Below are 18,697 nucleotides of genomic sequence, written 5' to 3'. Positions count from 1 at the left end.
GGGGTCGGGTCGAGCCCGGTGGTCCAGCGGGTTCCCGCCGCGCCGGATGGGCCGGCGCCGCGCGGCACGGTCACGTCCAGCGCCATGGGGGCGCCGGGGCTCGGCGACGTCGCGACCTTCCGGGGCGCGGTCGGCCAGCTCGGGGCGAGCAAGCCGTTCGTCGACTTCGTCGCCACCCACAACGACGATGTCGTGCACCTGGACCTGCTGGCCCCGGTCGACGGCAACACCGAGTCGTTCTTCCCCGGCCCGGAGCTGGGCGGCGACGCCGTGCCGAACCTGACCCTGTACGGGCAGTGCGAACGGCTCGTCTACGGCCAGACGCCCGGCTCGGAGCCGGCGCTGGGCTGCGTCGGCACCAGGTACCGGCTGGCCGGGATGACCGGTGGCGGTGCGACCTTCGACCGCGCCGGGGACTTTTTCCGCCTGCGCGGCTACTTCCGGGTGGCGGCCGGCGGCACGGCGCGACCCGGTATCGCGGCTGTCGAGCTGCGTGCGGTCGACCCCCGGGGCCTGCCGAGCTGACCTGCTCCGCCCGGCGCCACCGCCGCCGCGAAATCCGGGGAAACGACCCCTGGCGACCGGCGGATACGGCGTGGGCGGATTCGCCGTGACACTCGACATTGTTCCCGGCCGGCACCGCTGGCAGGGGCGCTGTTCCCGATGGCGACCGGCGTGCCTGGTTTCGGTGACGGATGGACGCGGAACAAATCCCAGAGCATGTTCTCTAGTGGGGGTGCGCGGTGTTCCAAATTATCTGGATCATCCTGGCCGGACTGGTGATCGGTGTGTTGGCCCGCCTGATCGTCCGGGGTAAGCAGGACATTCCGCTCTGGCTGACCGTGGCCATCGGTATCGTCGGCGCACTCGTCGGCAATGTCATTGCCAGCGCGATCGGTGTGCGGCACACCGGCGGGATCGACTGGATCCGCCACATCCTGCAGGTCGGTGTCGCGGTGGGCCTGATCCTGCTGGCCGCGCCGCTGTGGGCGGCCCGCAAGAGCGGCGGCCGCCCGCACGACAGGCACACGGCCGGGAGACTGTGACAGGACCTGCGGCCGCTGCCCGGGTGCCGCTGCTCGGGTGCCGCTGCTCGGGTGACGATGTCCAGCCCGGGGCCGCGTCAGCGGCCCCGGCGCACCCAGTCGTCGTAGTCGACGCTCTCCTCGCCGATCGTCGTGTCGTCGCCGTGGCCGGTGTGGACGACGGTCTGCGCCGGCAGGGTGAGCAGCTTCGCGCGGATCGAGGCGAGGATCGTCGGGAAGTCCGAGAACGACCGGCCGGTCGCGCCGGGACCGCCGCGGAACAGCGTGTCGCCGCTGAACACGACCGGTTCCCCGCCGAGTTCGCCGAACAGGCAGATGCCGCCGGGGGAGTGACCGGGGGTGTGCAGGACCCGCAGCGCACCGCCGCCGGGCAGCGTGACGAGCTGGCCGTCGGCGAGTGCCCGGTCGGGTTCGCGCCGCGGGTAGACGGCGCGCCACAGCACGTCATCGTCGGGATGCAGGGCGATGGGAGCGCGCACCAGGTCGGCGAGTTCCGCGGCGGCGTTGATGTGATCATTGTGACCGTGCGTGGCCACGATCGAGGTGACGACCCGGTCGCCGATCGCCGCGGCGATCACCGATGGGTCGTGCGCGGCGTCGATGACGACCACGCCGTGGTCGTCACCGACGAGCCAGACGTTGTTGTCGACCGTGAACGACTGGCCGTCCAGGGTGAAGTCACCGCGAGTGATCACCCGGTCCACCCGAAGTTCCGTACTGCCGGTCATGACGTCCCCCCATCCCCGATCGCCGTCCGCATCCCGGGCGGCCCTGCTCGCCGTTCCGACCGTATCGGTCGGCGCCCCGCCCAGTGGCGCCCTGGCGCCCCGCTCGGGCCGCCGATGCGGACGGGCGGGCATGATCTCACCCGTTCGGGGCAGCCGGGCGCGCTCTGGGGGCACCGGCGGGTCGCCGGTGGGCCCCCGCCCCACCGCCCGGGGCGCCGCGACCACCAACCGGAGCCGCCCGGAGGGACCGCCACGAAAGCGGTAGCACCGAAGTGGGCGCCGCGGGCGGCGACCGGTGGGAATCCGGTCCGGCCCCCGGCGGCGTTCCCACCATCCGGGCCACGCCGTCGCACCCTCCGTGCGCCCATAGGTGGAGATTGCGCGATGCTGGCGGCCGTTGGCCGCGATGTCGGATAGGCCTTCGCGGGCCGTTCGCCGGCCATCGTGCGCCAGAGCGACATCAATCCATCACACCAGGTGGATGATTCCGCACCCTTGTGGCGGCCGGCGGCCAAGGCGCGCAGGCCGCCGATGCGCGACACGCCGCTTTGCGGCCACCCGGCGACGCCGAGAACGGGTCGATGTCGGTACGCTCCTACCGGTCCGTTTCTGCTCTTTGTAGAAGGAGCAACCCGTCCGTGGTTCGTTTCGCCGACGCTCCCTCCGTCGAGTCCCCGATCCGTCTCTCCTATGGGGAGGTCACGGTCGGTGATCCCCGGCTGTCCGAGGAAGGGCGCCTCGAAGCCGGCGGCGGGACCATCGATGAAGGGGTCGGCGAGCCCGGTCCCACCGGCCGCCCGCTGCCGTCCTTCCGTGTTCCCGCTCCGCTCACCTCACACGGGCCCGCCTGGATCGTCGCCATGTGCAACCAGAAGGGCGGCGTCGGCAAGACCACCAGCACCATCAACCTCGGCGCCGCGCTCGCCGAGTACGGCCGCCGGGTGCTGCTGGTCGACTTCGACCCGCAGGGCGCGCTCTCGGTCGGTCTCGGCATCAACCCGATGCAGTTCGACCTGACCGTCCACGACCTGCTGCTCGGCCGCGAGAACGACATCCGCGAGGTCATCGTCGAGACCCAGATCGACGGGCTCGACCTGCTGCCGAGCAACATCGACCTGTCCGCCGCCGAGGTGCTGCTGGTCACCGAGGTCGGCCGGGAGCACTCGCTCGCCCGCGCGCTCGCCCCGATCCTCGACGACTACGACGTCATCCTCGTTGACTGCCAGCCCTCGCTCGGCCTGCTGACCGTCAACGCGCTGACCGCCGCGGACGCCGTCATCGTCCCGCTGGAGTGCGAGTACTTCGCGCTGCGCGGGGTGGCGCTGCTGCTGCAGACCATCGACAAGGTCCGCGAGCGGCTGAACTCCCGCCTCGAGGTGGCCGGCATCCTCGCCACCATGTACGACGCCCGTACGCTGCACGCCCGGGAGGTGCTCGCCCGCGTCGTCGAACGCTTCCCCGACGAGGTGTTCCACACGGTGATCAACCGGACGGTTCGGTTCCCGGAGACGACGGTGGCCGGTGAGCCGATCACGACCTACGCGCCGACCTCGGTCGGCGCCGCGGGCTACCGTCGGCTCGCCCGCGAGCTGATGGTCCGGCACGACACGCCACCGGCCGTCGGCTAAATCCGGCACTTTCGGCGACTGGGACGAAAAGGTAGCAACGTGCTGTTCCATCTTGCCGAACCGGCGGCGCTTCTCGGGATCGCGGTTGCCTTCCTCCTCGGTGTGTACGCGCACGACGCCGCGCAGGTCCTTGTCGCCCGGCTCGTGCGCGACCCGACTCCGATGCGCGCCGGCCGGCTGACGACGCACATCAAGCACCGGCTGAGCCCCTACAGCGGCCTGGCCGTGGTCATCGTGGGCCACGGCTGGGCCGAGTCCGTGCCGATGAACGACGTGTGGCGCAAGCGGCGCTTCCACGTCGCCGCCGCGGTCCTCGCCGGGCCCATCGCGTACCTGCTGCTCGCCCTCGGCTCGCTGGCGTTGTTCCAGGTCCTCGGCGACAACGCGTCGATCGAGCTCGGCAACCGCGTCACCGAGGTGACGGTGGCGAACAGCTTCGCCGCGGAGCTGACCCTCTGGCTCGCGGTCACGTTCGGCTCGATGCTCATCGTCAGCCTCATCCCCGTCCCGCCGACCGACGGCGGCCGGCTCGTGTTCCTGCTCGGCCCGACCTCGCCGGGCTGGCGTAGCGCCCACTACCGCCTCACCGAGGGCAACATCGGCCTGATCATCCTGCTTGCGTTGCTGCTGCTGCCGGTGCTGTTCGCCGGGTTCCCCTCCGTCGTCGGCCAGCTGATCGGCCCGCTGCTGCGTGGGCTCGCCTCGCTGATCGGCCTCAACCTGGGCTGAGCCCGGACGATGGCCTGGATCATGCGCCGGGGGAACCCGCGTAGCGTGGCGCCATGACCCGGTCCCAGGCCGACGCCGACAAGCGCGCGATCCCGCGGGCGCGGGTCTCGGTCGACCGCGTGAGCGAGGCCGCGGCCGGCGCGGAACCGGGCGTCGACGCCGCGGCGGCGCGGACCGGCCGCGGCGGTCGTACCGAGCAGTTCGTGGTCGAGCTCGCCAACTTCTCCGGGCCGTTCGACCTGCTGCTGTCGCTGATCGCCAAACACCGGCTCGACGTCACCGAGGTCGCGCTCTCGCAGGTCACCGACGAGTTCGTCGCGCACCTCCGCCGGCTGGGCACGCGGTTCGACCTGGGCCAGGCCACCGAGTTCCTGGTCATCGCGGCCACACTGCTGGACCTCAAGGCCGCCCGGCTGCTGCCCGGCGCCCTGTCCGACGACGAGTCGGAGGACCTCGCCCTGCTGGAGGCCCGCGACCTGCTGTTCGCCCGGCTGCTGCAGTACAAGGCCTACAAGGAGGCCGCCGGACTGTTCGCCGGGCTGATGGCGCTGGAGTCCCGCCACGTCCCGCGCGCGGTGCCGCTGGAGGCCCGCTACGCCGATGCGTTGCCCGAGGTCCAGCTCGGCATCGGGCCCACGGAACTCGCCGCGCTCGCCGCGCGACTGCGCGAGCCGGCGCTGCCCCCGCTGGTCGCCACGGACCACGTGCACCTGCCCAGGGTCAGTGTCCGCGAGCATATGATCGCGATCATCGGCCTGCTGCGCGAGCTCGGCACCGCGGACTTCCGCACCCTGTGCGCCGGCTGCCGGCAGACGATCGAGGTCGTCGCCCGCTTCCTGGCGCTGCTCGAGCTGTTCCGGGAGGGGCGGGTCTCGTTCGACCAGGAGATCCCGCTCGGCGAACTGATCGTGCGCTGGATCGCGGTGGACGACGACGGCCAGGACGGCCTGACGACCGTCGGCCGCGGCCTGTACGGCGACGACGTGAACGGCGACGACGTGAACGGCGACGACGTGAACGGCGCTGACGTGAACGGCGCCGACGTGAACAGCGACGACGGCGCCAGTGTCGATGTCGCCGTCGATCGCGACGTCGATGGCGATGGCGAGGAGGCATCGTGACCCGCCCCCCGGACGGTTCCGACAGCTCCGGCGAGCGTCCGCCACTGGCCGCGCTGCTGGAGGCGGTGCTGATGGTCGCGGAGCGGCCGGTCGGCGTGGCGGAACTCGCCACCGGTCTCGGCGCGTCCGCCCGCGAGATCGAGCGGCTGCTGCCCGAGCTTGCCGAGGACTACGTCCGCCAGGGCCGCGGGTTTCGGCTGCGTCACGTCGGCGCCGGCTGGCGGTACTACACCGCGGACGAGTGCGCGCCCTGGGTGGAGAGCTTCGTGCTCGCCGGCCAGTCGGCGCGGCTGTCCCAGGCATCCCTGGAAACCCTCGCCGTCGTCGCCTACCAGCAGCCGGTCAGCCGGGGCCGGATCGCGGCCGTGCGCGGGGTATCCGCCGACGGCACCATCCGCACCCTGACCGCGCGCCGGCTCGTCGAGGAGGTCGGGCACGACCGCGAGACCGGTGCGATCCTCTACGGTACGACCGACTACTTCCTGGAGCGGATGGGTCTACGCGGCCTCGACGAGCTGCCGCCGCTGGCCCCCCTGCTGCCCGGCCTCGACGATCTGGATGACATCGTCATCCCGTGAACCGCATGTCCCCTCCGACCAGTCAGATCCGTTTGATCTGTCCGACACATGAGCTGGTGGCCCGATGACCCGACCCGCATCCGACGAGGGAATCCGGCTGCAGAAGGTCCTCGCGGCCGCCGGCGTGGGCTCGCGGCGGCACAGCGAGGAGCTCATCGCTGCCGGCCGGGTCCGCGTCGACGGCACCGTCGTGCGCGAGCAGGGCCGCCGCGTCGACCCGGAGCTGGCGGTCATCGAGGTCGACGGCGAGCGGATCGTCACCCGCGCCGGCCTCGTGCATCTGGCGCTGAACAAGCCCCGCGGCGTGCTCACGGCGATGTCCGACGACCGTAATCGGCCGACCATCGCCGACCTGCTCACCGAGTTCGGGCCCGGCCTGTTCCACGTCGGCCGCCTCGACGCCGACAGCGAGGGCCTGCTGATCGTCACCAATGACGGCGAGCTGGCCCACCGCCTCACCCACCCGTCCTACTCCGTGCCGAAGACATACCTCGTCGAGGTCTCCGGGCCGCTGCGCCGTGAGGTCCCGCGCACGCTGCGCCAAGGCGTCGACCTGGAGGACGGGATGGCGCGCGCCGACTCCGTGCGCATCGTCGACAACGCGAACGGCCGGGTCATGCTGGAGATCATCGTGCACGAGGGGCGCAAGCGCCTCGTGCGCCGGATGCTCGCCAGCGTCGGCTACCCGGTGCGCCGGCTGGTGCGGACCAACCTCGGCACGGTCCACCTCGGCACGCTGCGCGCCGGCCGCGCGCGCCACCTCACCCGGCACGAGGTCGGGTCGCTGTACCGCGGCGTCAACCTGTGACGGCACCAGCTGTGACGGCACCATAGGCTGTCTTCCCATGGTCGTATCGGGCTGGGATCCAGCCAGACTGCCGCGGCTGCGCCGGGTCGGCGTCGTCGGAACAGGGCTGATCGGCACCAGCATCGGGCTCGCGCTGTCCGCGCGGGGCGTCGAGGTGCTGCTCCAGGACGTTGACGAGGCCCAGGTCGCCATCGCCGAGAAGATGGGCGCCGGCCGGCGCTGGGCGGGGGAGCGCGTCGAGCATGCCGTCATCGCCACTCCCTTGCCGACGATCGCCCGGGAAGTCCGCTCCCTGACGCAGGGCGGCCTCGCCGAAACGGTCAGCGACGCCGGCAGCGTCAAGGTGCGTCCGCTGGTCGAAGGCGCCCAGCTCGGCTGCGACCTGTCGACGTGGTGCCCGGCGCACCCGATCGCCGGCCGGGAGCGCCACGGCGCGGTCTCCGCCCGCGCCGACCTGTTCGCCGAGCGGGTGTGGGCCGTCTGCCCCGTCCCGCACACCGGCTCCGCGGCGCTGCACGCCACCGTCGCGGTGGCGCTGGCCTGCGGGGCGACCCCCGTACGCACCACCCCGCGCCATCACGACGAGGCGATGGCGGCGCTCTCGCACGTGCCGCAGATCGTCGCCAGCGCGCTGGCGGGGTCCGTCGTCGGGCTCGCCCCGCAGGACATCCCGCTGGCCGGCCAGGGCTTCCGGGACACCACCCGGCTCGCCGAGAGCGATGCCGGCCTGTGGGCCGGGATCATCGAGGGCAACCGGGTGCCGATCGCGCGGCGGGTGCGTGAGCTCGGCGCCCGGCTCGGCGCGCTCGCCGACACTCTCGACGTGGGCGGCGCCGACGACGTCACCGCGGCGGTGACCAGCCTGATGCGCGCAGGGCAGGACGGCCGCGCCCGGCTGCCCCGCAAGTCCGGCGCGTCACCGCGGGAGTGGGGCTGGATCGGCGTCGTGCTCGATGACCGTCCCGGCCAGCTCGCCGCGATCGTCGGGCTGATCAGCGAGTGGCAGGTGAACGTCGAGGACGTCGGCCCGTTCGAACACAGCCTCGACGCGCCTGCCGGGATCGTGGAGCTCGCCGTCGATCCGGGTGCCGCCGACGAGGTCGTCGACCGGCTCACGGCGACTGGTTGGACGGCATACCGTCGATCCTGACGCGCCACCGAGTAGCCTGATCCGGGTCGCACGTGTCGGTTCGTCGAACGCGGCGCGACCCACGGGTTGACGACGCCGGTCCGTGCGTGGGCCGGGGTGCGTCGCCAGCCCTCCGACGGGCCGCCGTCGGGGCCCCGGCGTCCGGTCCGAGACCGGACCGCGCCGCACTCCCCGACCGGGGCGGTGCGCGATGCCGCGCCCGCGGCCCGACGACTCTCATCGTTTCCGGGACGGAGGAATCGGGTGGAGCCCGACCAGGGGTCTGCGCTGCCGGCGGGCAACATCGCCGCCGACGGGGCGAAGGGAACGATGTCCGGGCCGCACGGAGCCGGAGGTGGCGCGCTGACGCGCCCCCGGGACCCGGGCGAGAGCCTGGTCGTCGCGGTGGATGGCCCGGGCGGGTCGGGTAAGAGCACCGTGGCCCGCGAGCTCGCCCGGCGCCTCGGCCTGCGCTACCTCGACACCGGCGCGATGTACCGGGCCGTCACCCAGCTCGCGCTGGAACGACGCGTCGACCTCGAGGACCAGCAGGCGGTCGCGGAGCTCGCCGAGCGGGCGGTGCTCACGATCGGCACCGACCCGGACCAGCCCTCCGTCGCCGTCGACGGGACCAGGGTCGACGCCGCGATCCGCACCCGGGCGGTGACCAACGCGGTCAGCGCGGTCGCCGCCGTGCCGGTCGTGCGGGCCCGGCTCGTCGCCCAGCAGCGCCAGCTGATCGAGTCGGCGCGGGCGGAGGGCGGCATCGTCGTCGAGGGCCGCGACATCGGCTCCGTCGTCGCGCCGGACGCTCCGATCAAGGTGTTCCTCACCGCGTCGACCGAGGTCCGCGCCCTGCGCCGGTCCCGCCAGCTCGGGGAGAAGGGCGTCGACGACGTCGCGCGCACCCTCGCCGAACTCGGCCGGCGCGACGCCCTGGACAGCAACCGGACCGCGGACCCGCTCGCCATCCCCGACGGGGCCATCGTGCTGGACTCCACCACGCTGAGCATTCCCGAGGTGGTCGACGAGGTGCTGCGGCACTGCGGCCAGTCGACCAACGTGACGACATGACCGCCCCCGAGCCGGCCGCCGCCCCGCTCGACGCCGCGCCGACCGCGGCCCCCGCCGTCGCCGCGCCCGCCGTCGCGGAGTCTCCCGCTCCCGAGTCCGCCATCGCCGGGTCCAGCATCGCCGCGCCTGCCACTGCCGAGCCTGTTTCCGTCGAGCCTGTTTCCGTCGAGGCCGCTGTCGCCAAGCCCGCCGCTGCTGGCGCGGTGCTGCACCGGGGGGCCGCGTCGGCGATCTACAACGACCTTCCGCACCGGGTGCTCAAGCCCACCGTCCGCCGGATCCTCAACCGGCTGGTCATGCGGGTGCGCCTGGAAGGCGTGGAGAACGTTCCCGTCGGCGAACCGCTGATCTTCGCCGGCAACCACAGCAGCTGGCTTGACGGGCCACTGGTCGTGATCGAGGCGCCGCGCACCGTGCGCTGCCTGGTAAAGTCCGAGATGTACACCCGGGTGGTCGGTCGGCTGCTGCTGATCAGCGGCCAGATTCCGATTGACCGCGGCCGGCCCGACCGGGAGGCGCTGCACACGGCGCTGGACGAGCTGGCCCGCGGCGGGGCCATCGGGGTGTTCCCCGAAGGAACGCGTGGCAGTGGGGAGATGGCCGCCGTCCAGCACGGCATCGCCTACCTCGCCGTCCATGGCCGTTGCCGGGTGCTCCCCGTGGCCTGCATCAACACCGCCGCGGCGCTGCCGAAGGGCGCGCGGTGGCCGCGCCGGTCGGTCCAGGTGCGGGTCGTGTTCGGCAAGCCGTTCGACGTGGACGTCCCGGCGAACCCCCGGTCGCGGCGCGCGCTCGCCGCCGTCGCCGAGGACATCCGGGTGCGCCTGCTGGACCACCTCGAAACCGCCCGTGCCGACCACGGCCAATCCGCCGCGTGACCGACGAGGCCCACCGGACCCGAAGACAGGTACCACAGCCATGGCAGTGATGAACGGACGGGACACCCGCATGAATCGCGACGGTGCGGTCGATGACGGCGCGCTCGGCGACGGTCTGCTCGACGACGCGGCGAGCGTCGGCGATGGCGTCGACGAGAACGGGCAGGCGTTGTTCGGCCCGGCGCTCGGCCAGCCGATCGTTGCCGTCGTCGGCCGGCCGAACGTCGGCAAATCGACGCTGGTCAACCGCATCCTCGGCCGCCGGGCCGCCGTCGTGGAGGACGTCCCCGGCGTCACCCGTGACCGGATCGCCTACGACGCGGTGTGGAACGGTCGCCGGTTCACCCTCGTCGACACCGGCGGCTGGGAACCCGACGCCTCCGGGCTCGCAGCCCAGGTCTCCGAGCAGGCCCGCGCCGCCCTCGACACCGCCGACGCGCTGCTGTTCATCGTGGACGTCACCACCGGCGCCACCGACGCCGACGAGGCCGTCGCCCGGGTCCTGCACCGTAGTGGTCTGCCCGTCATCCTCGTCGCGAACAAGGTCGACGATGCCCGGACCGAGTCTGACGCGGCGGCGCTGTGGGGCCTCGGCCTCGGCGAGCCGCACCCGGTGTCCGCGCTGCACGGCCGGGGCAGCGGTGACCTGCTCGACGCGGTGCTCGCGGTGCTGCCCGAGGCGCCGCGTGAGGTCTTCAACGAGACCGACGGCCCGCGCCGGGTCGCGCTCATCGGCCGGCCGAACGTCGGCAAGTCCAGCCTGCTCAACCGCATCGCCGGCAGCCGCCGCTCGCTCGTGCACGACGTCGCCGGCACCACCCGCGACCCCGTCGACGAGCTGGTCACCGTCGGCGGCGAAGAGTGGATGTTCATCGACACCGCCGGCCTGCGCCGTCGCATCCGCGAGGCGTCGGGCGCCGAGTACTACTCGTCGCTGCGCACCGCCTCCGCGCTGGACGCCGCCGAGGTCGCCATCGTCCTGCTGGACGCCTCCCAGCCGCTCACCGAGCAGGACCAGCGGGTGATCTCGATGGTCGTCGACGCCGGGCGCGCGCTCGTCCTCGCGTTCAACAAGTGGGACCTCGTCGACGAGGACCGGCGCTACACCCTCGAGCAGGAGATCTCCCGCGACCTCGCCCGGGTCGCCTGGGCACCGCGGGTCAACGTCTCCGCCCAGACCGGTCGCGCCACCGAACGCCTGGCTCCGGCGCTGCGCACCTCCCTGGACTCGTGGGGCCTGCGGATCCCGACCGGCCGCCTCAACACCTGGCTCGGCGAGGTCACCGGCGCCACCCCGCCGCCGGCCCGCGGCGGCAAGGTTCCGAAGATCCTTTTCGCCACCCAGGCCGGCGTGCGCCCCCCGCGTTTCGTCGTCTTCACCACCGGCTTCCTCGAGCCGACCTACCGCCGCTTCCTGGAGCGACGCCTGCGCGAGGACTTCGGCTTCGCCGGCTCCCCGATCTCGATCTCCGTCCGCGTCCGGGAACGCAACGACCGCCGTCGCCCCGCCTGACCCTCGGCCGCTGCTGCGCGGCGCTAGAGGCATACAGATCACGTTGGACCTCCGTCCACGGCGTCTCTCTGTCCGCAGGAGTTGCCCCGTGGATGGGGCTCCTGTCCGAACGGGCACTCTCCACTAGCTGGCCTCGCCCGTCCCGCAGCTCCCTTGTTACCGGATTCGCCCGCCCCGGGGATTCCCTTGTCCACAGGCTGTCCGTTGTCCACAGGAATCGAACGTGGGTTCGACAGGCGGTGGGGTGGAGTCCTACGGTTCGTTCATGGTCATCGACGTGGACGAGGATGTGGACGGCGCGCCTGCCGCGCCGCCGGGCGACATGCTTTCGAGGCTGCTGGTGATCGGCGAGCAGGTCGGCGGCCTGCTCGCCGACGAACCATGGCGCCTGTCGGACGGCGCATTGGCCCAGCTGATCGAGGGCGTCCATCAGGTTGGTTCGCGGCTGACGGCAGTGCGGGGCCAGGCCCTGGCGGATGCGTTCTCCCGCGGTTTCGCCGTGCGGCAGGGCGCTGCGGATCTGCCAGGCTGGCTACGCGAGCGACTGGTACTGGCGCCGACAGAGGCCCGCAGGCAGGTCGCCGTCGCCCGAGACCTCGATGGCCCGTGCCAGCTGACCGGGCAGGCGCTGGCGGCGGGGGAGATCGGCGCCGACCAGGCCCGGGTGATCTGCGAAGCCATGCGCGTGCTTCCTGGCGGGATCAGCACGCAACAACGGGCCGCCGCCGAGCGCGTGCTGGTCGAGTACGCCCACACCTTCGATCCGTACCAGCTCGTCAAGTTGGCAGCGCGGCTGCGAGAGCAACTCACCATGGTGGACACCTCGCCCGGCGGCGAGGACCCGGCGGCAGACGCCGGTAGCGGCGGTCGTGGGAAGGGCCACGACTCCGACAAGCGTGACGCGAATGGTCCCGGAGACGGCTCAGCTTCGCCTGGCGCGGATGCCGATTCCGCCGTGAACGACGCCGCCGTGAACGACACCGCCGGCAGTGATGCGGCTGCCGGCGGTGAGGACGCGCGGCGCGCAGGTTCTGACGGTCGGGCTGGTGAAGGAAGCCGACAGGACGAGGCCGGTTCGCCGGATCCGGCGGCGGTGCGCCGCCTCTCGTTCACCGATACGCCGCAGGGTACGACTCTGATCTATGGCGAACTTGATGCCGAGGGTGCGGCTCTGCTGCGTAGTGCCCTGGATGGCTTGGCCGCGCCTCAGCCCGCTGAGAACGGGACACCGGATCGGCGCGGCTCGGCACGCCGCCGTGCGGATGCGCTGATCGAGCTGGTCAGCCGGGCGGTGGGTGCCGGTGCGGTCCCCGCCTCGGGTGGGATTCGTCCGCAGCTGGTCGTCACCGTCCCGTGGGCCACGCTGGTGGAGCGTGGGGTCGAGGTGGCGGAGACGAGCTGGGGCCTGCCGTTGCCGCGTGGGGCACTGAGACGGTTGAGCTGCGATGCGGAGGTCGTGCGGATACTGGTCGATCCCCACGGCGTGCCGCTGGATGTCGGCCGGACGACCAGAACGATCCCGCCGGCACTGCGCCGGGCGCTGGCTGTCCGGGACCGGGGGTGCGTCTTCCCTGGCTGTGATCGACCGCCTTCATGGTGCGAGGGCCACCATGTGATCCATTGGCTGTTCAGCGGCGTGACGGCCCTACACAATCTTGTGCTTCTATGCGGTGATCACCATCGGCGGGTGCACCACGACGGCTGGGACATCACCTTCGATGAGCACCAGCGACCCCAGCTCATCCCACCGTACCGCGTCGATCCCCACCGCCGGCCCCGTCACAACCCCTACAGCCAGCCGTTTCCGGACCGGCTGTTGCCGACAAGGTGACTGGCTCGTTGCCCGGTCGGAGACGGGGATGTGGCTGGAGACTGTCCCCGCCGCCCGGTGTCCCCGGCAGTTGATCAGTAAGTCTCGGCGGATGGCCAGCGGAATGCACAGCCCACTACGACCCGGCGCGGCGGAACTCGCCGAGCTGGACCGCGCGTCGTTCGCCGCGGTAGCGCGCGCGGCGCGCCGACGCTGGGCCGAGCTCACCGGCCCGCTGGCGGACCTCGCCCGCACGGTCGCCGACGTGGTGCGCGAGCGCGAGCTCACGCCGCTCACGGTCGCCCGCGAGGCCGGCGTACCGCCCGGCACGGTGGCGGCCCTGTTCGCGCTCGACGGGCGGCTGGCGGCGGTGGAGCTGGAGGCGCTGCGCCGCTGGGCCGGCGCCGGGCCCCGTGGCGCTCGCGAGGCCGCCTAGGTCGCGTTACCGTCGCGGCCATGACGGCGATCTTTGGTGTGGACGCGGAGACGAACGGCCTCTACGGGCAGGTGTGGGCCATCGGCGCGGTCCTGCTCGACCCCGCGACGCGGGCCGTGACGGCGACGTTCGCTGGGCAGATCTCCCCTGGAGAGGTCACCGACGACTGGACACGACGCAACGTCGTGCCGGTGGTCCACCTGCCGCTCTACCCCTCGCGGGCCGAGCTCCTGGAGGCATTCTGGGCCTTCTGGGAACGGCACGGGGGTCGAGGTCGAGATGTGGAGGCCGTCGCTGATATCCAGACCCCAGTGGAGGCGGGCCTGTTCCGGGCCTGCGTGCAACGGGATCGGGAACTTCGCGAGTTCGCCGGCCCGTACCCGCTGCACGAGCTGGCCAGCGCGCTGTGGATGGCCGGGCTGGACCCGGACCTGGACCGGCGGGAGTTCTGTGGGCGGCCTGACCTCGTCGCCCACGACCCGGTCGCGGACGCCACGGTGGCGGCGTTGTGCTGGGCGAAGCTCGCCACGATGCGCCCGGCGAGCACGGAGCCCTTCTGCTGATCCAGCAGCCACATCAAAGGCCGAACCCTTCGCCTCTCCGCGCCGCTGCTCATGGCCAGCAATCATCCATCCTGCGCGATCGCAGGCCAGGGCGAAGACCTTGGCTCAGGTGCGAGGTCGGTATGTAGACGCCGGAGGCGGCGGGGTCGCTGGCTGGGTCCGCTTGGGAATCGTGCGTTCGCCTGGCGGTTCCTCTCGCCCGTGGACGCGGAGGACAGGGCGAACCGTATCCTCCATCGACTTCAGGCGCCTGTGTAGTTCGCCAGCCAACTCCTGGGTGTGGCGCCGCTCGTGGTGGCGCCGGAAGGTGTCTCCCGCCACGTTGAAGTAGGTGCCCGCACGCTCGCGACGTTCGGTGAGATTGAGGACCATGCGTCGCCCTGGCGGGAGCGGCTCGATGTCGAGCAGCGCCCTCAGAGCATCCGAGTGCGGAGATCTGAGCGACGCGACCGATGAAACGAGGAGCTGGTGCCCTCGCCGAACCCGGAACATCTGATCTTCACCGTCGCGCGTCTGTGCGAGAACGTCGAGCAATTCGGGATGTTGCAGCAGGTCCGACGACAGGGCGACACCGGACCGGTAGGCCCGGGTTAGCAGGTGCCCGAGACGCTCGGTGTCGACATCGGTCATGGCATGGGGTCCCCTGTGTGACAACGGGTCCCTGCGTGAGACCGCTCCTTTTGATACTGACAGCAAACGGTCTATGACGTTGCCGGGTTGCCGCCGGGTTGCCGCCTGCTTGGGTGTCACCCTCGTGCCGTTGAGAACCCACAGATGATCGCTGCCCACTTATTGCCGGTCGCCCTCCTGGGGACGTGACAGGCCGCGCGAAGCGCGGAATCACCGCCGGGTACGCGCCGGGTCTGGTCGCGAATATTCGGCGGGATGGCGCCGGGTTTTCGCACAGACCGGTCGAACGTCACGCGAAAAGCTACGCCGAGACGCCGTACGCGTATCGAAAGAAAGGTGGTCGGTGCGAGCGCTGCGCATTCTCAGGTAACGGCTAATCGCGTCGGCCGCCGTTGAGCGTTCTCGGTGTCAGGTCCAGCCTATTCCAACAGATGGGGCTTCCCGCGCGACAAGGCTAGTGATAAGTTTTGTCGTGTTGTTCCTGACCCTGGCAGGGACTCTCGTCGGGTCCGCTGGGGCGGCATCCGCCGTCGTTCCTATGCCGAGCTGCAAGAGCAACCCGTCGATCCATGGAACTCTGGGGTCTTGCACCTCGGTGAGACGGCTCAGGGCACCTTCGTTTGGAGTGGAGCCATGACTTCGGTCTCGGAGAAGCCGGGATTCTATCGAATCTCGGTGCTCGGGGGCAAGAGGGTGCTGGACGGGAAAAACAAGCACTATCCCTATTTCCCGCACGGCTCCATCCCTGCCAAGCTCGCCTTGCAGGGTCGGCGGATGTCGATATCTGTTAACCTGGTCTCTGACACTGGAAACGTCTATAACTCCGTCCAGAATGGGTGTGTGATGTGACCGATTCCCTTGATCCAGCCAGGATCGTGGCAGAGTTCCTTGTCAGCAATCTGTCCGAAACGTTGCCGCCGGGACTCTTGCTGATCTCGGATTCCGGTGCCGATCTTGTGGTCAAGGAAGGTGCCGAGGTTACGCCGTGTTTGGATCTGGCACTGATCTCCAATCCGGAGAACGCTGATGATTTCGCGGGCCTGATTCACGTCGCGCTGGACAGCGTCCAGGTCGCGGTCTCGCGAATCACGAGACTCCCGTGGCCCCGGGTGGGGGAGTCTCTCAACGTGGTGGACGCGTACAGCATCCAGGTCGGAAGATCGATCTCGTCCGGCTATGGAACCGCGGATGACCCGTTGCTTCCGCTGCCACCTCTCCCCCTCCCGGAAACCTTGACCTAGCGCGGTCAGCTTGTACCGGTGAGTGCGGCCGAGAGGGTCCGCGAAGAAGGGTGGCCTGCGAGAGTCTGTCGCCGGCCACCCTCCTGGTTTTCCAGCGATGAAGATCGCGCCTCAGCTCCACAGCCGCAGGTACTCCGCGGCCGAGTTCGGGTTGCGGTTCCACTCCCGCAGGCCGGAGCTGACGTTGGTCGTCGTGTAGTCGTCGAAGTAACTCTCCCCGGTCAGCGCCGGGCGCCCGTTGGGCAGGCGCTGCGCCCACTGGGCAGCGAAGAAGTCGTGCATCCAGCGGATGTAGGCCGGGTTGTCGCCGCCGCCCTGCTGGCTGACGGTGTTCAGGCCCCACTCCGGCCACAGGGTCGGCTTGCCGTGCTGGCGGGCAAACGCGGCCCAGAACTGCGCCCGGTACGGGGTGGCCTCGCGGGCGGCGACCGCCCCATCCCCGACGGCACGGGGCCAGTGGTCGTAGAGGTCGATCCCGACGTGGTCGACGTACTCGTCGCCGGGCCACAGGTTGAGAGGGTTCTTTGAGGGTGGGTTCTGGCTGCCGCCGGCGTTGACCGTCCAGGCGATCTCGGCGCCCGACGCGGTCTTGCGGATGTTGGTCACGACCCGGCGGAAGGCGGCGACGTGCGCGTCGGCGCTCTACCCAGACACCGCGGGCATCGCGGAACGATGCTGCCACAAAGCGGTCCTGGAGGCGGCCGGCATTCCCGATGCCGCCATCGAGACGCGGCTGGGACACGCGCCGAGTGGCATTTCCGGGGTCTACTCCCATGTCCTGCGCGAGACAGAGGACCGGATCGTCAAGGTCCTGCCGTCCCGGTACGAGGCCGCGACCGCAGCCTGACCGTCCAGGCGTAGCGACACACCCGCATGGTGCAAGGCTGGCCAGCGCCTCGGAGTGAAGAACGTCACATCGCCCGCACGGGCCGGATTCGGCCGTGGAATCGCAGGAAGTGGCGCCGGCGAGGCTAGGCGAAGCCCATGTTTTTCATGATCCACTCAAGTGTCCACAGGGTGTCCATGAAATGCGAAAGCCCCCTCCGCCGCGATCGGCCGAGGGGGGCAATCTCGTTGTCGGGACGACAGGATTTGAACCTGCGACCCCCAGACCCCCAGTCTGGTGCGCTACCAAGCTGCGCCACGTCCCGTACGGAAGCAACGTTACCGTACTGGAGGCTCCGAGTGTGACCGGGGGTCGCGTCGACGTTGACGCGACCCCCGGACCCTCGTGCGCGGCCCGCGTGGGACCAGGCCGAGGCCGTCACCCACGAGGGTTTCCTGCGGCTGATGCCGCGGGATGGCAGAGTCAGGCCGCGCCCTGGGCGCGCCGCCGAGCCACCCCTGCGCCGATCAGAAGGGCGCCGAACGCGGCACCGGCGAGCGGGATCATGGGCGAGGACGAGGGGTCGGCCATGCCGCCGCCGCCAGCGGCAACTCCGCCGCCGACGCCGCCGCCGACGACACCGACACCGACACCGGCGACAACGCCGCCGACCGGGCAGTCCCTGCCGTCCTTGTCCTTGTCCTTGTCATCCCAGTTGAACCAGTCGCCGTCCTTGTCCTTGTCGATGTCGTCGGCGCGGACCTGCTTGTCCTCGTTGAGGTCCTTGCCGTCCTTGCCGTCCTTGTCGTCCTTGGCGACGTCCTTGTCCTTGTCTTTGTCCTTGTCGCCGAAGATGTCCCAGTCGTCCTTGCCGTCCTTGCCGTCCTTGTTGCCGACGCAGTTGTCCTTGTTGCCGATGCCGCCGTCGTTCTTGTCGTCGAACGCGTTGGCGGCCGCCAGGCTAGGCCCCAAGGTCAGTGCAACGCTCGCCGCGCTGGACAGCGCCAGGATGGCGGCGCCGCGCCCCATACCCTTCTTCATGTGGTCCCCTCTCTCACTGATGGTGATCGTGCCATCACTGCGAGTGACACCATAGCGAGTGGGTGTGGCGAAGCACGCCAAGCTCGCTGGGCGTGGTGCGGTCGGATTCGCCGGCTCGCCGAGCGCCGAGTGCGCCGTTTCGTTGCCAGATGTCGGGCTTAATTAGTAATGGGATTCAGTGATGTCGGGTCGCACGGTGCGCCGACCGCTGCTTACCGATTGTGCTCTCTCGGATCGTTACAGTGACGGTCGGTAAGGCGACTGTGGCCTTGGTGCACAGCGGCCCCGATGACCCGGGACGCGGGGCGGCCGGCGGTCGGACCTGTGGACGGGAGGGACTGTGGACCACGAGAACGAGGGCGGTCACCGGAAGCCCGATGCGTCCGAGGAATCGACGGAGCCCGGCCGGCGCGTCGTGCCCGGTGACCCACCGCGGACCGCTGGCCGGGGGTGGGAAGGACCGCGTCGTGGCGTGTCCTGGAGCGGTCGGTTTCATCGCGTTCGTTCGTCGGGAACCTGGGTGGGCGGTGCGGGATCGGGCCGGGTTCGGCCGCGGGTGGCGGGGTCCGCCGCGCGCCGCCCAGGCGCCGCCGGGCGGGGCCGTCGGCGCTGGGGTGTGGTCCCGTCCACCGCCGTGTCGCGGGCGGATGGGTGCTCTGGCCCGGGTGGGTGGTCCGGCCCGGGTGGGTGGTCCGGCCGCGGGTCGGTGGCGGACAGGCTCAGGGTGTACGGGCTGCGGGGCCGGCCGGGCGGACGACGGGACTCGGCGGGTCGCCGGCGTTCGCTGATGTGGCCGGGGTTGCTGTTGGTGGGCGCGGTGCTGGTGATCAGCAGTGGGTTTCGGCTGGCGGAGCCGGCCTTCGACGGTGGTCGTGACGGCGCCGGGGCGCGTGCGGCGGCGGAGCTGCCGCCTGTCCT

Annotated in this window: 20 protein-coding genes and 1 tRNA gene; 16 read left to right on the top strand and 5 right to left on the bottom strand. The window is 71.1% G+C overall.

Going from position 1 to position 18,697, the window contains the following annotated elements; genetic code table 11:
* Together MXD58_RS05610 and MXD58_RS05605 are read left to right on the top strand one after the other, a co-directional pair.
* Positions 1–525: hypothetical protein (locus tag MXD58_RS05610; RefSeq protein ID WP_250609089.1), on the top strand; the 525-nt coding region annotated here is incomplete at its 5' end.
* Positions 526–743: 218 nt separating this feature from the next.
* Complete coding sequence (locus tag MXD58_RS05605; RefSeq protein WP_248840824.1) at positions 744–1,046, top strand: GlsB/YeaQ/YmgE family stress response membrane protein; 303 nt, start codon at positions 744–746, stop codon at positions 1,044–1,046.
* 77 nt (positions 1,047–1,123) lie between these two features.
* Here the strand turns inward: MXD58_RS05605 and MXD58_RS05600 are convergent, their stop codons facing one another.
* Positions 1,124–1,774 (bottom strand): MBL fold metallo-hydrolase, encoded by a 651-nt coding sequence (locus MXD58_RS05600; protein ID WP_248840823.1) that lies wholly within the window; start codon positions 1,772–1,774, stop codon positions 1,124–1,126.
* A gap of 638 nt (positions 1,775–2,412) precedes the next feature.
* Here MXD58_RS05600 and MXD58_RS05595 point away from each other — a divergent pair.
* The 12 genes from MXD58_RS05595 to MXD58_RS05540 all read left to right on the top strand — a co-directional run bounded on the left by MXD58_RS05595 (position 2,413) and on the right by MXD58_RS05540 (position 14,041).
* Positions 2,413–3,402, top strand: coding sequence for a ParA family protein (locus tag MXD58_RS05595; RefSeq protein ID WP_308301910.1), 990 nt, complete (start codon positions 2,413–2,415; stop codon positions 3,400–3,402).
* Between the two features lie 39 nt (positions 3,403–3,441).
* Positions 3,442–4,131 (top strand): M50 family metallopeptidase, encoded by a 690-nt coding sequence (locus MXD58_RS05590; RefSeq protein WP_248840822.1) that lies wholly within the window; start codon positions 3,442–3,444, stop codon positions 4,129–4,131.
* A 53-nt stretch (positions 4,132–4,184) separates the two neighbouring features.
* Positions 4,185–5,252: a segregation and condensation protein A gene (locus MXD58_RS05585; RefSeq protein ID WP_248840821.1), complete on the top strand. Its 1,068-nt coding sequence runs from the start codon at positions 4,185–4,187 to the stop codon at positions 5,250–5,252.
* Entirely contained in the window at positions 5,249–5,830 is a 582-nt protein-coding gene (gene scpB / locus MXD58_RS05580) for an SMC-Scp complex subunit ScpB (protein ID WP_248840820.1), read from the top strand. The genes MXD58_RS05585 and scpB overlap by 4 nt, the downstream gene beginning before the upstream one ends.
* Before the next feature lie 64 nt (positions 5,831–5,894).
* Positions 5,895–6,638, top strand: coding sequence for a pseudouridine synthase (locus tag MXD58_RS05575; protein WP_248840819.1), 744 nt, complete (start codon positions 5,895–5,897; stop codon positions 6,636–6,638).
* Positions 6,639–6,675: 37 nt separating this feature from the next.
* Positions 6,676–7,788: a prephenate dehydrogenase gene (locus tag MXD58_RS05570; protein ID WP_248840818.1), complete on the top strand. Its 1,113-nt coding sequence runs from the start codon at positions 6,676–6,678 to the stop codon at positions 7,786–7,788.
* A 243-nt stretch (positions 7,789–8,031) separates the two neighbouring features.
* Positions 8,032–8,841, top strand: a complete 810-nt coding sequence (gene cmk / locus MXD58_RS05565) for a (d)CMP kinase (protein WP_248840817.1) — start codon at positions 8,032–8,034, stop codon at positions 8,839–8,841.
* Complete coding sequence (locus tag MXD58_RS05560; protein ID WP_248840816.1) at positions 8,838–9,719, top strand: lysophospholipid acyltransferase family protein; 882 nt, start codon at positions 8,838–8,840, stop codon at positions 9,717–9,719. The genes cmk and MXD58_RS05560 overlap by 4 nt, the downstream gene beginning before the upstream one ends.
* A gap of 70 nt (positions 9,720–9,789) precedes the next feature.
* Positions 9,790–11,232 (top strand): ribosome biogenesis GTPase Der, encoded by a 1,443-nt coding sequence (gene der, locus MXD58_RS05555; RefSeq protein ID WP_248840815.1) that lies wholly within the window; start codon positions 9,790–9,792, stop codon positions 11,230–11,232.
* 223 nt (positions 11,233–11,455) lie between these two features.
* Positions 11,456–13,063 carry an HNH endonuclease signature motif containing protein gene (locus MXD58_RS05550; protein WP_248840814.1) on the top strand — a complete coding sequence of 536 codons (1,608 nt, stop codon included), beginning with the start codon at positions 11,456–11,458 and terminating at the stop codon, positions 13,061–13,063.
* A gap of 103 nt (positions 13,064–13,166) precedes the next feature.
* Complete coding sequence (locus MXD58_RS05545; RefSeq protein ID WP_248840813.1) at positions 13,167–13,478, top strand: hypothetical protein; 312 nt, start codon at positions 13,167–13,169, stop codon at positions 13,476–13,478.
* 20 nt (positions 13,479–13,498) lie between these two features.
* On the top strand, positions 13,499–14,041 hold the full coding sequence (locus MXD58_RS05540; protein ID WP_248840812.1) for a hypothetical protein: 543 nt from the start codon (positions 13,499–13,501) through the stop codon (positions 14,039–14,041).
* A 105-nt stretch (positions 14,042–14,146) separates the two neighbouring features.
* Here the strand turns inward: MXD58_RS05540 and MXD58_RS05535 are convergent, their stop codons facing one another.
* Positions 14,147–14,671, bottom strand: coding sequence for a hypothetical protein (locus MXD58_RS05535; protein WP_248840811.1), 525 nt, complete (start codon positions 14,669–14,671; stop codon positions 14,147–14,149).
* A gap of 845 nt (positions 14,672–15,516) precedes the next feature.
* On the opposite strand from MXD58_RS05535, the gene MXD58_RS05530 reads away from it, so the two are divergent.
* On the top strand, positions 15,517–15,912 hold the full coding sequence (locus MXD58_RS05530) for a hypothetical protein (RefSeq protein WP_248840810.1): 396 nt from the start codon (positions 15,517–15,519) through the stop codon (positions 15,910–15,912).
* A 111-nt stretch (positions 15,913–16,023) separates the two neighbouring features.
* Here the strand turns inward: MXD58_RS05530 and MXD58_RS05525 are convergent, their stop codons facing one another.
* A complete protein-coding gene (locus MXD58_RS05525; protein WP_248840809.1) occupies positions 16,024–16,518 on the bottom strand; it encodes a glycoside hydrolase family 26 protein in 495 nt (164 codons plus the stop codon).
* Here MXD58_RS05525 and MXD58_RS05520 point away from each other — a divergent pair.
* Positions 16,508–16,759, top strand: a complete 252-nt coding sequence (locus MXD58_RS05520; RefSeq protein WP_248840808.1) for a hypothetical protein — start codon at positions 16,508–16,510, stop codon at positions 16,757–16,759. The genes MXD58_RS05525 and MXD58_RS05520 overlap by 11 nt on opposite strands.
* A gap of 230 nt (positions 16,760–16,989) precedes the next feature.
* Here the strand turns inward: MXD58_RS05520 and MXD58_RS05515 are convergent.
* Positions 16,990–17,063 (bottom strand) — tRNA-Pro (locus MXD58_RS05515).
* 158 nt (positions 17,064–17,221) lie between these two features.
* Entirely contained in the window at positions 17,222–17,779 is a 558-nt protein-coding gene (locus MXD58_RS05510; RefSeq protein WP_248840807.1) for a hypothetical protein, read from the bottom strand.
* Positions 17,780–18,697 lie beyond the last annotated feature (918 nt).

The organism is Frankia sp. AgKG'84/4, assembly GCF_023242965.2.
In the GTDB taxonomy this organism is placed as follows: domain Bacteria; phylum Actinomycetota; class Actinomycetes; order Frankiales; family Frankiaceae; genus Frankia.
The sequence above is the reverse complement of the archived record's forward strand: the minus strand, read 5'-3'. Positions and strand labels throughout refer to the sequence as shown.

Excerpts from the sequence above, each read along its gene's own strand:
- MXD58_RS05545 (WP_248840813.1), top strand. The coding sequence starts at position 13,167 with ATGCACAGCCCACTACGACCCGGCGCGGCGGAACTCGCCGAGCTGGAC.
- MXD58_RS05585 (WP_248840821.1), top strand. The coding sequence starts at position 4,185 with ATGACCCGGTCCCAGGCCGACGCCGACAAGCGCGCGATCCCGCGGGCG.
- MXD58_RS05600 (WP_248840823.1), bottom strand. The coding sequence starts at position 1,774 with ATGACCGGCAGTACGGAACTTCGGGTGGACCGGGTGATCACTCGCGGT.
- MXD58_RS05535 (WP_248840811.1), bottom strand. The coding sequence starts at position 14,671 with ATGACCGATGTCGACACCGAGCGTCTCGGGCACCTGCTAACCCGGGCC.
- MXD58_RS05520 (WP_248840808.1), top strand. The coding sequence starts at position 16,508 with ATGTTGGTCACGACCCGGCGGAAGGCGGCGACGTGCGCGTCGGCGCTC.
- MXD58_RS05560 (WP_248840816.1), top strand. The coding sequence starts at position 8,838 with ATGACCGCCCCCGAGCCGGCCGCCGCCCCGCTCGACGCCGCGCCGACC.
- der (WP_248840815.1), top strand. The coding sequence starts at position 9,790 with ATGAATCGCGACGGTGCGGTCGATGACGGCGCGCTCGGCGACGGTCTG.
- MXD58_RS05575 (WP_248840819.1), top strand. The coding sequence starts at position 5,895 with ATGACCCGACCCGCATCCGACGAGGGAATCCGGCTGCAGAAGGTCCTC.
- MXD58_RS05570 (WP_248840818.1), top strand. The coding sequence starts at position 6,676 with ATGGTCGTATCGGGCTGGGATCCAGCCAGACTGCCGCGGCTGCGCCGG.
- MXD58_RS05540 (WP_248840812.1), top strand. The coding sequence starts at position 13,499 with ATGACGGCGATCTTTGGTGTGGACGCGGAGACGAACGGCCTCTACGGG.
- MXD58_RS05510 (WP_248840807.1), bottom strand. The coding sequence starts at position 17,779 with ATGAAGAAGGGTATGGGGCGCGGCGCCGCCATCCTGGCGCTGTCCAGC.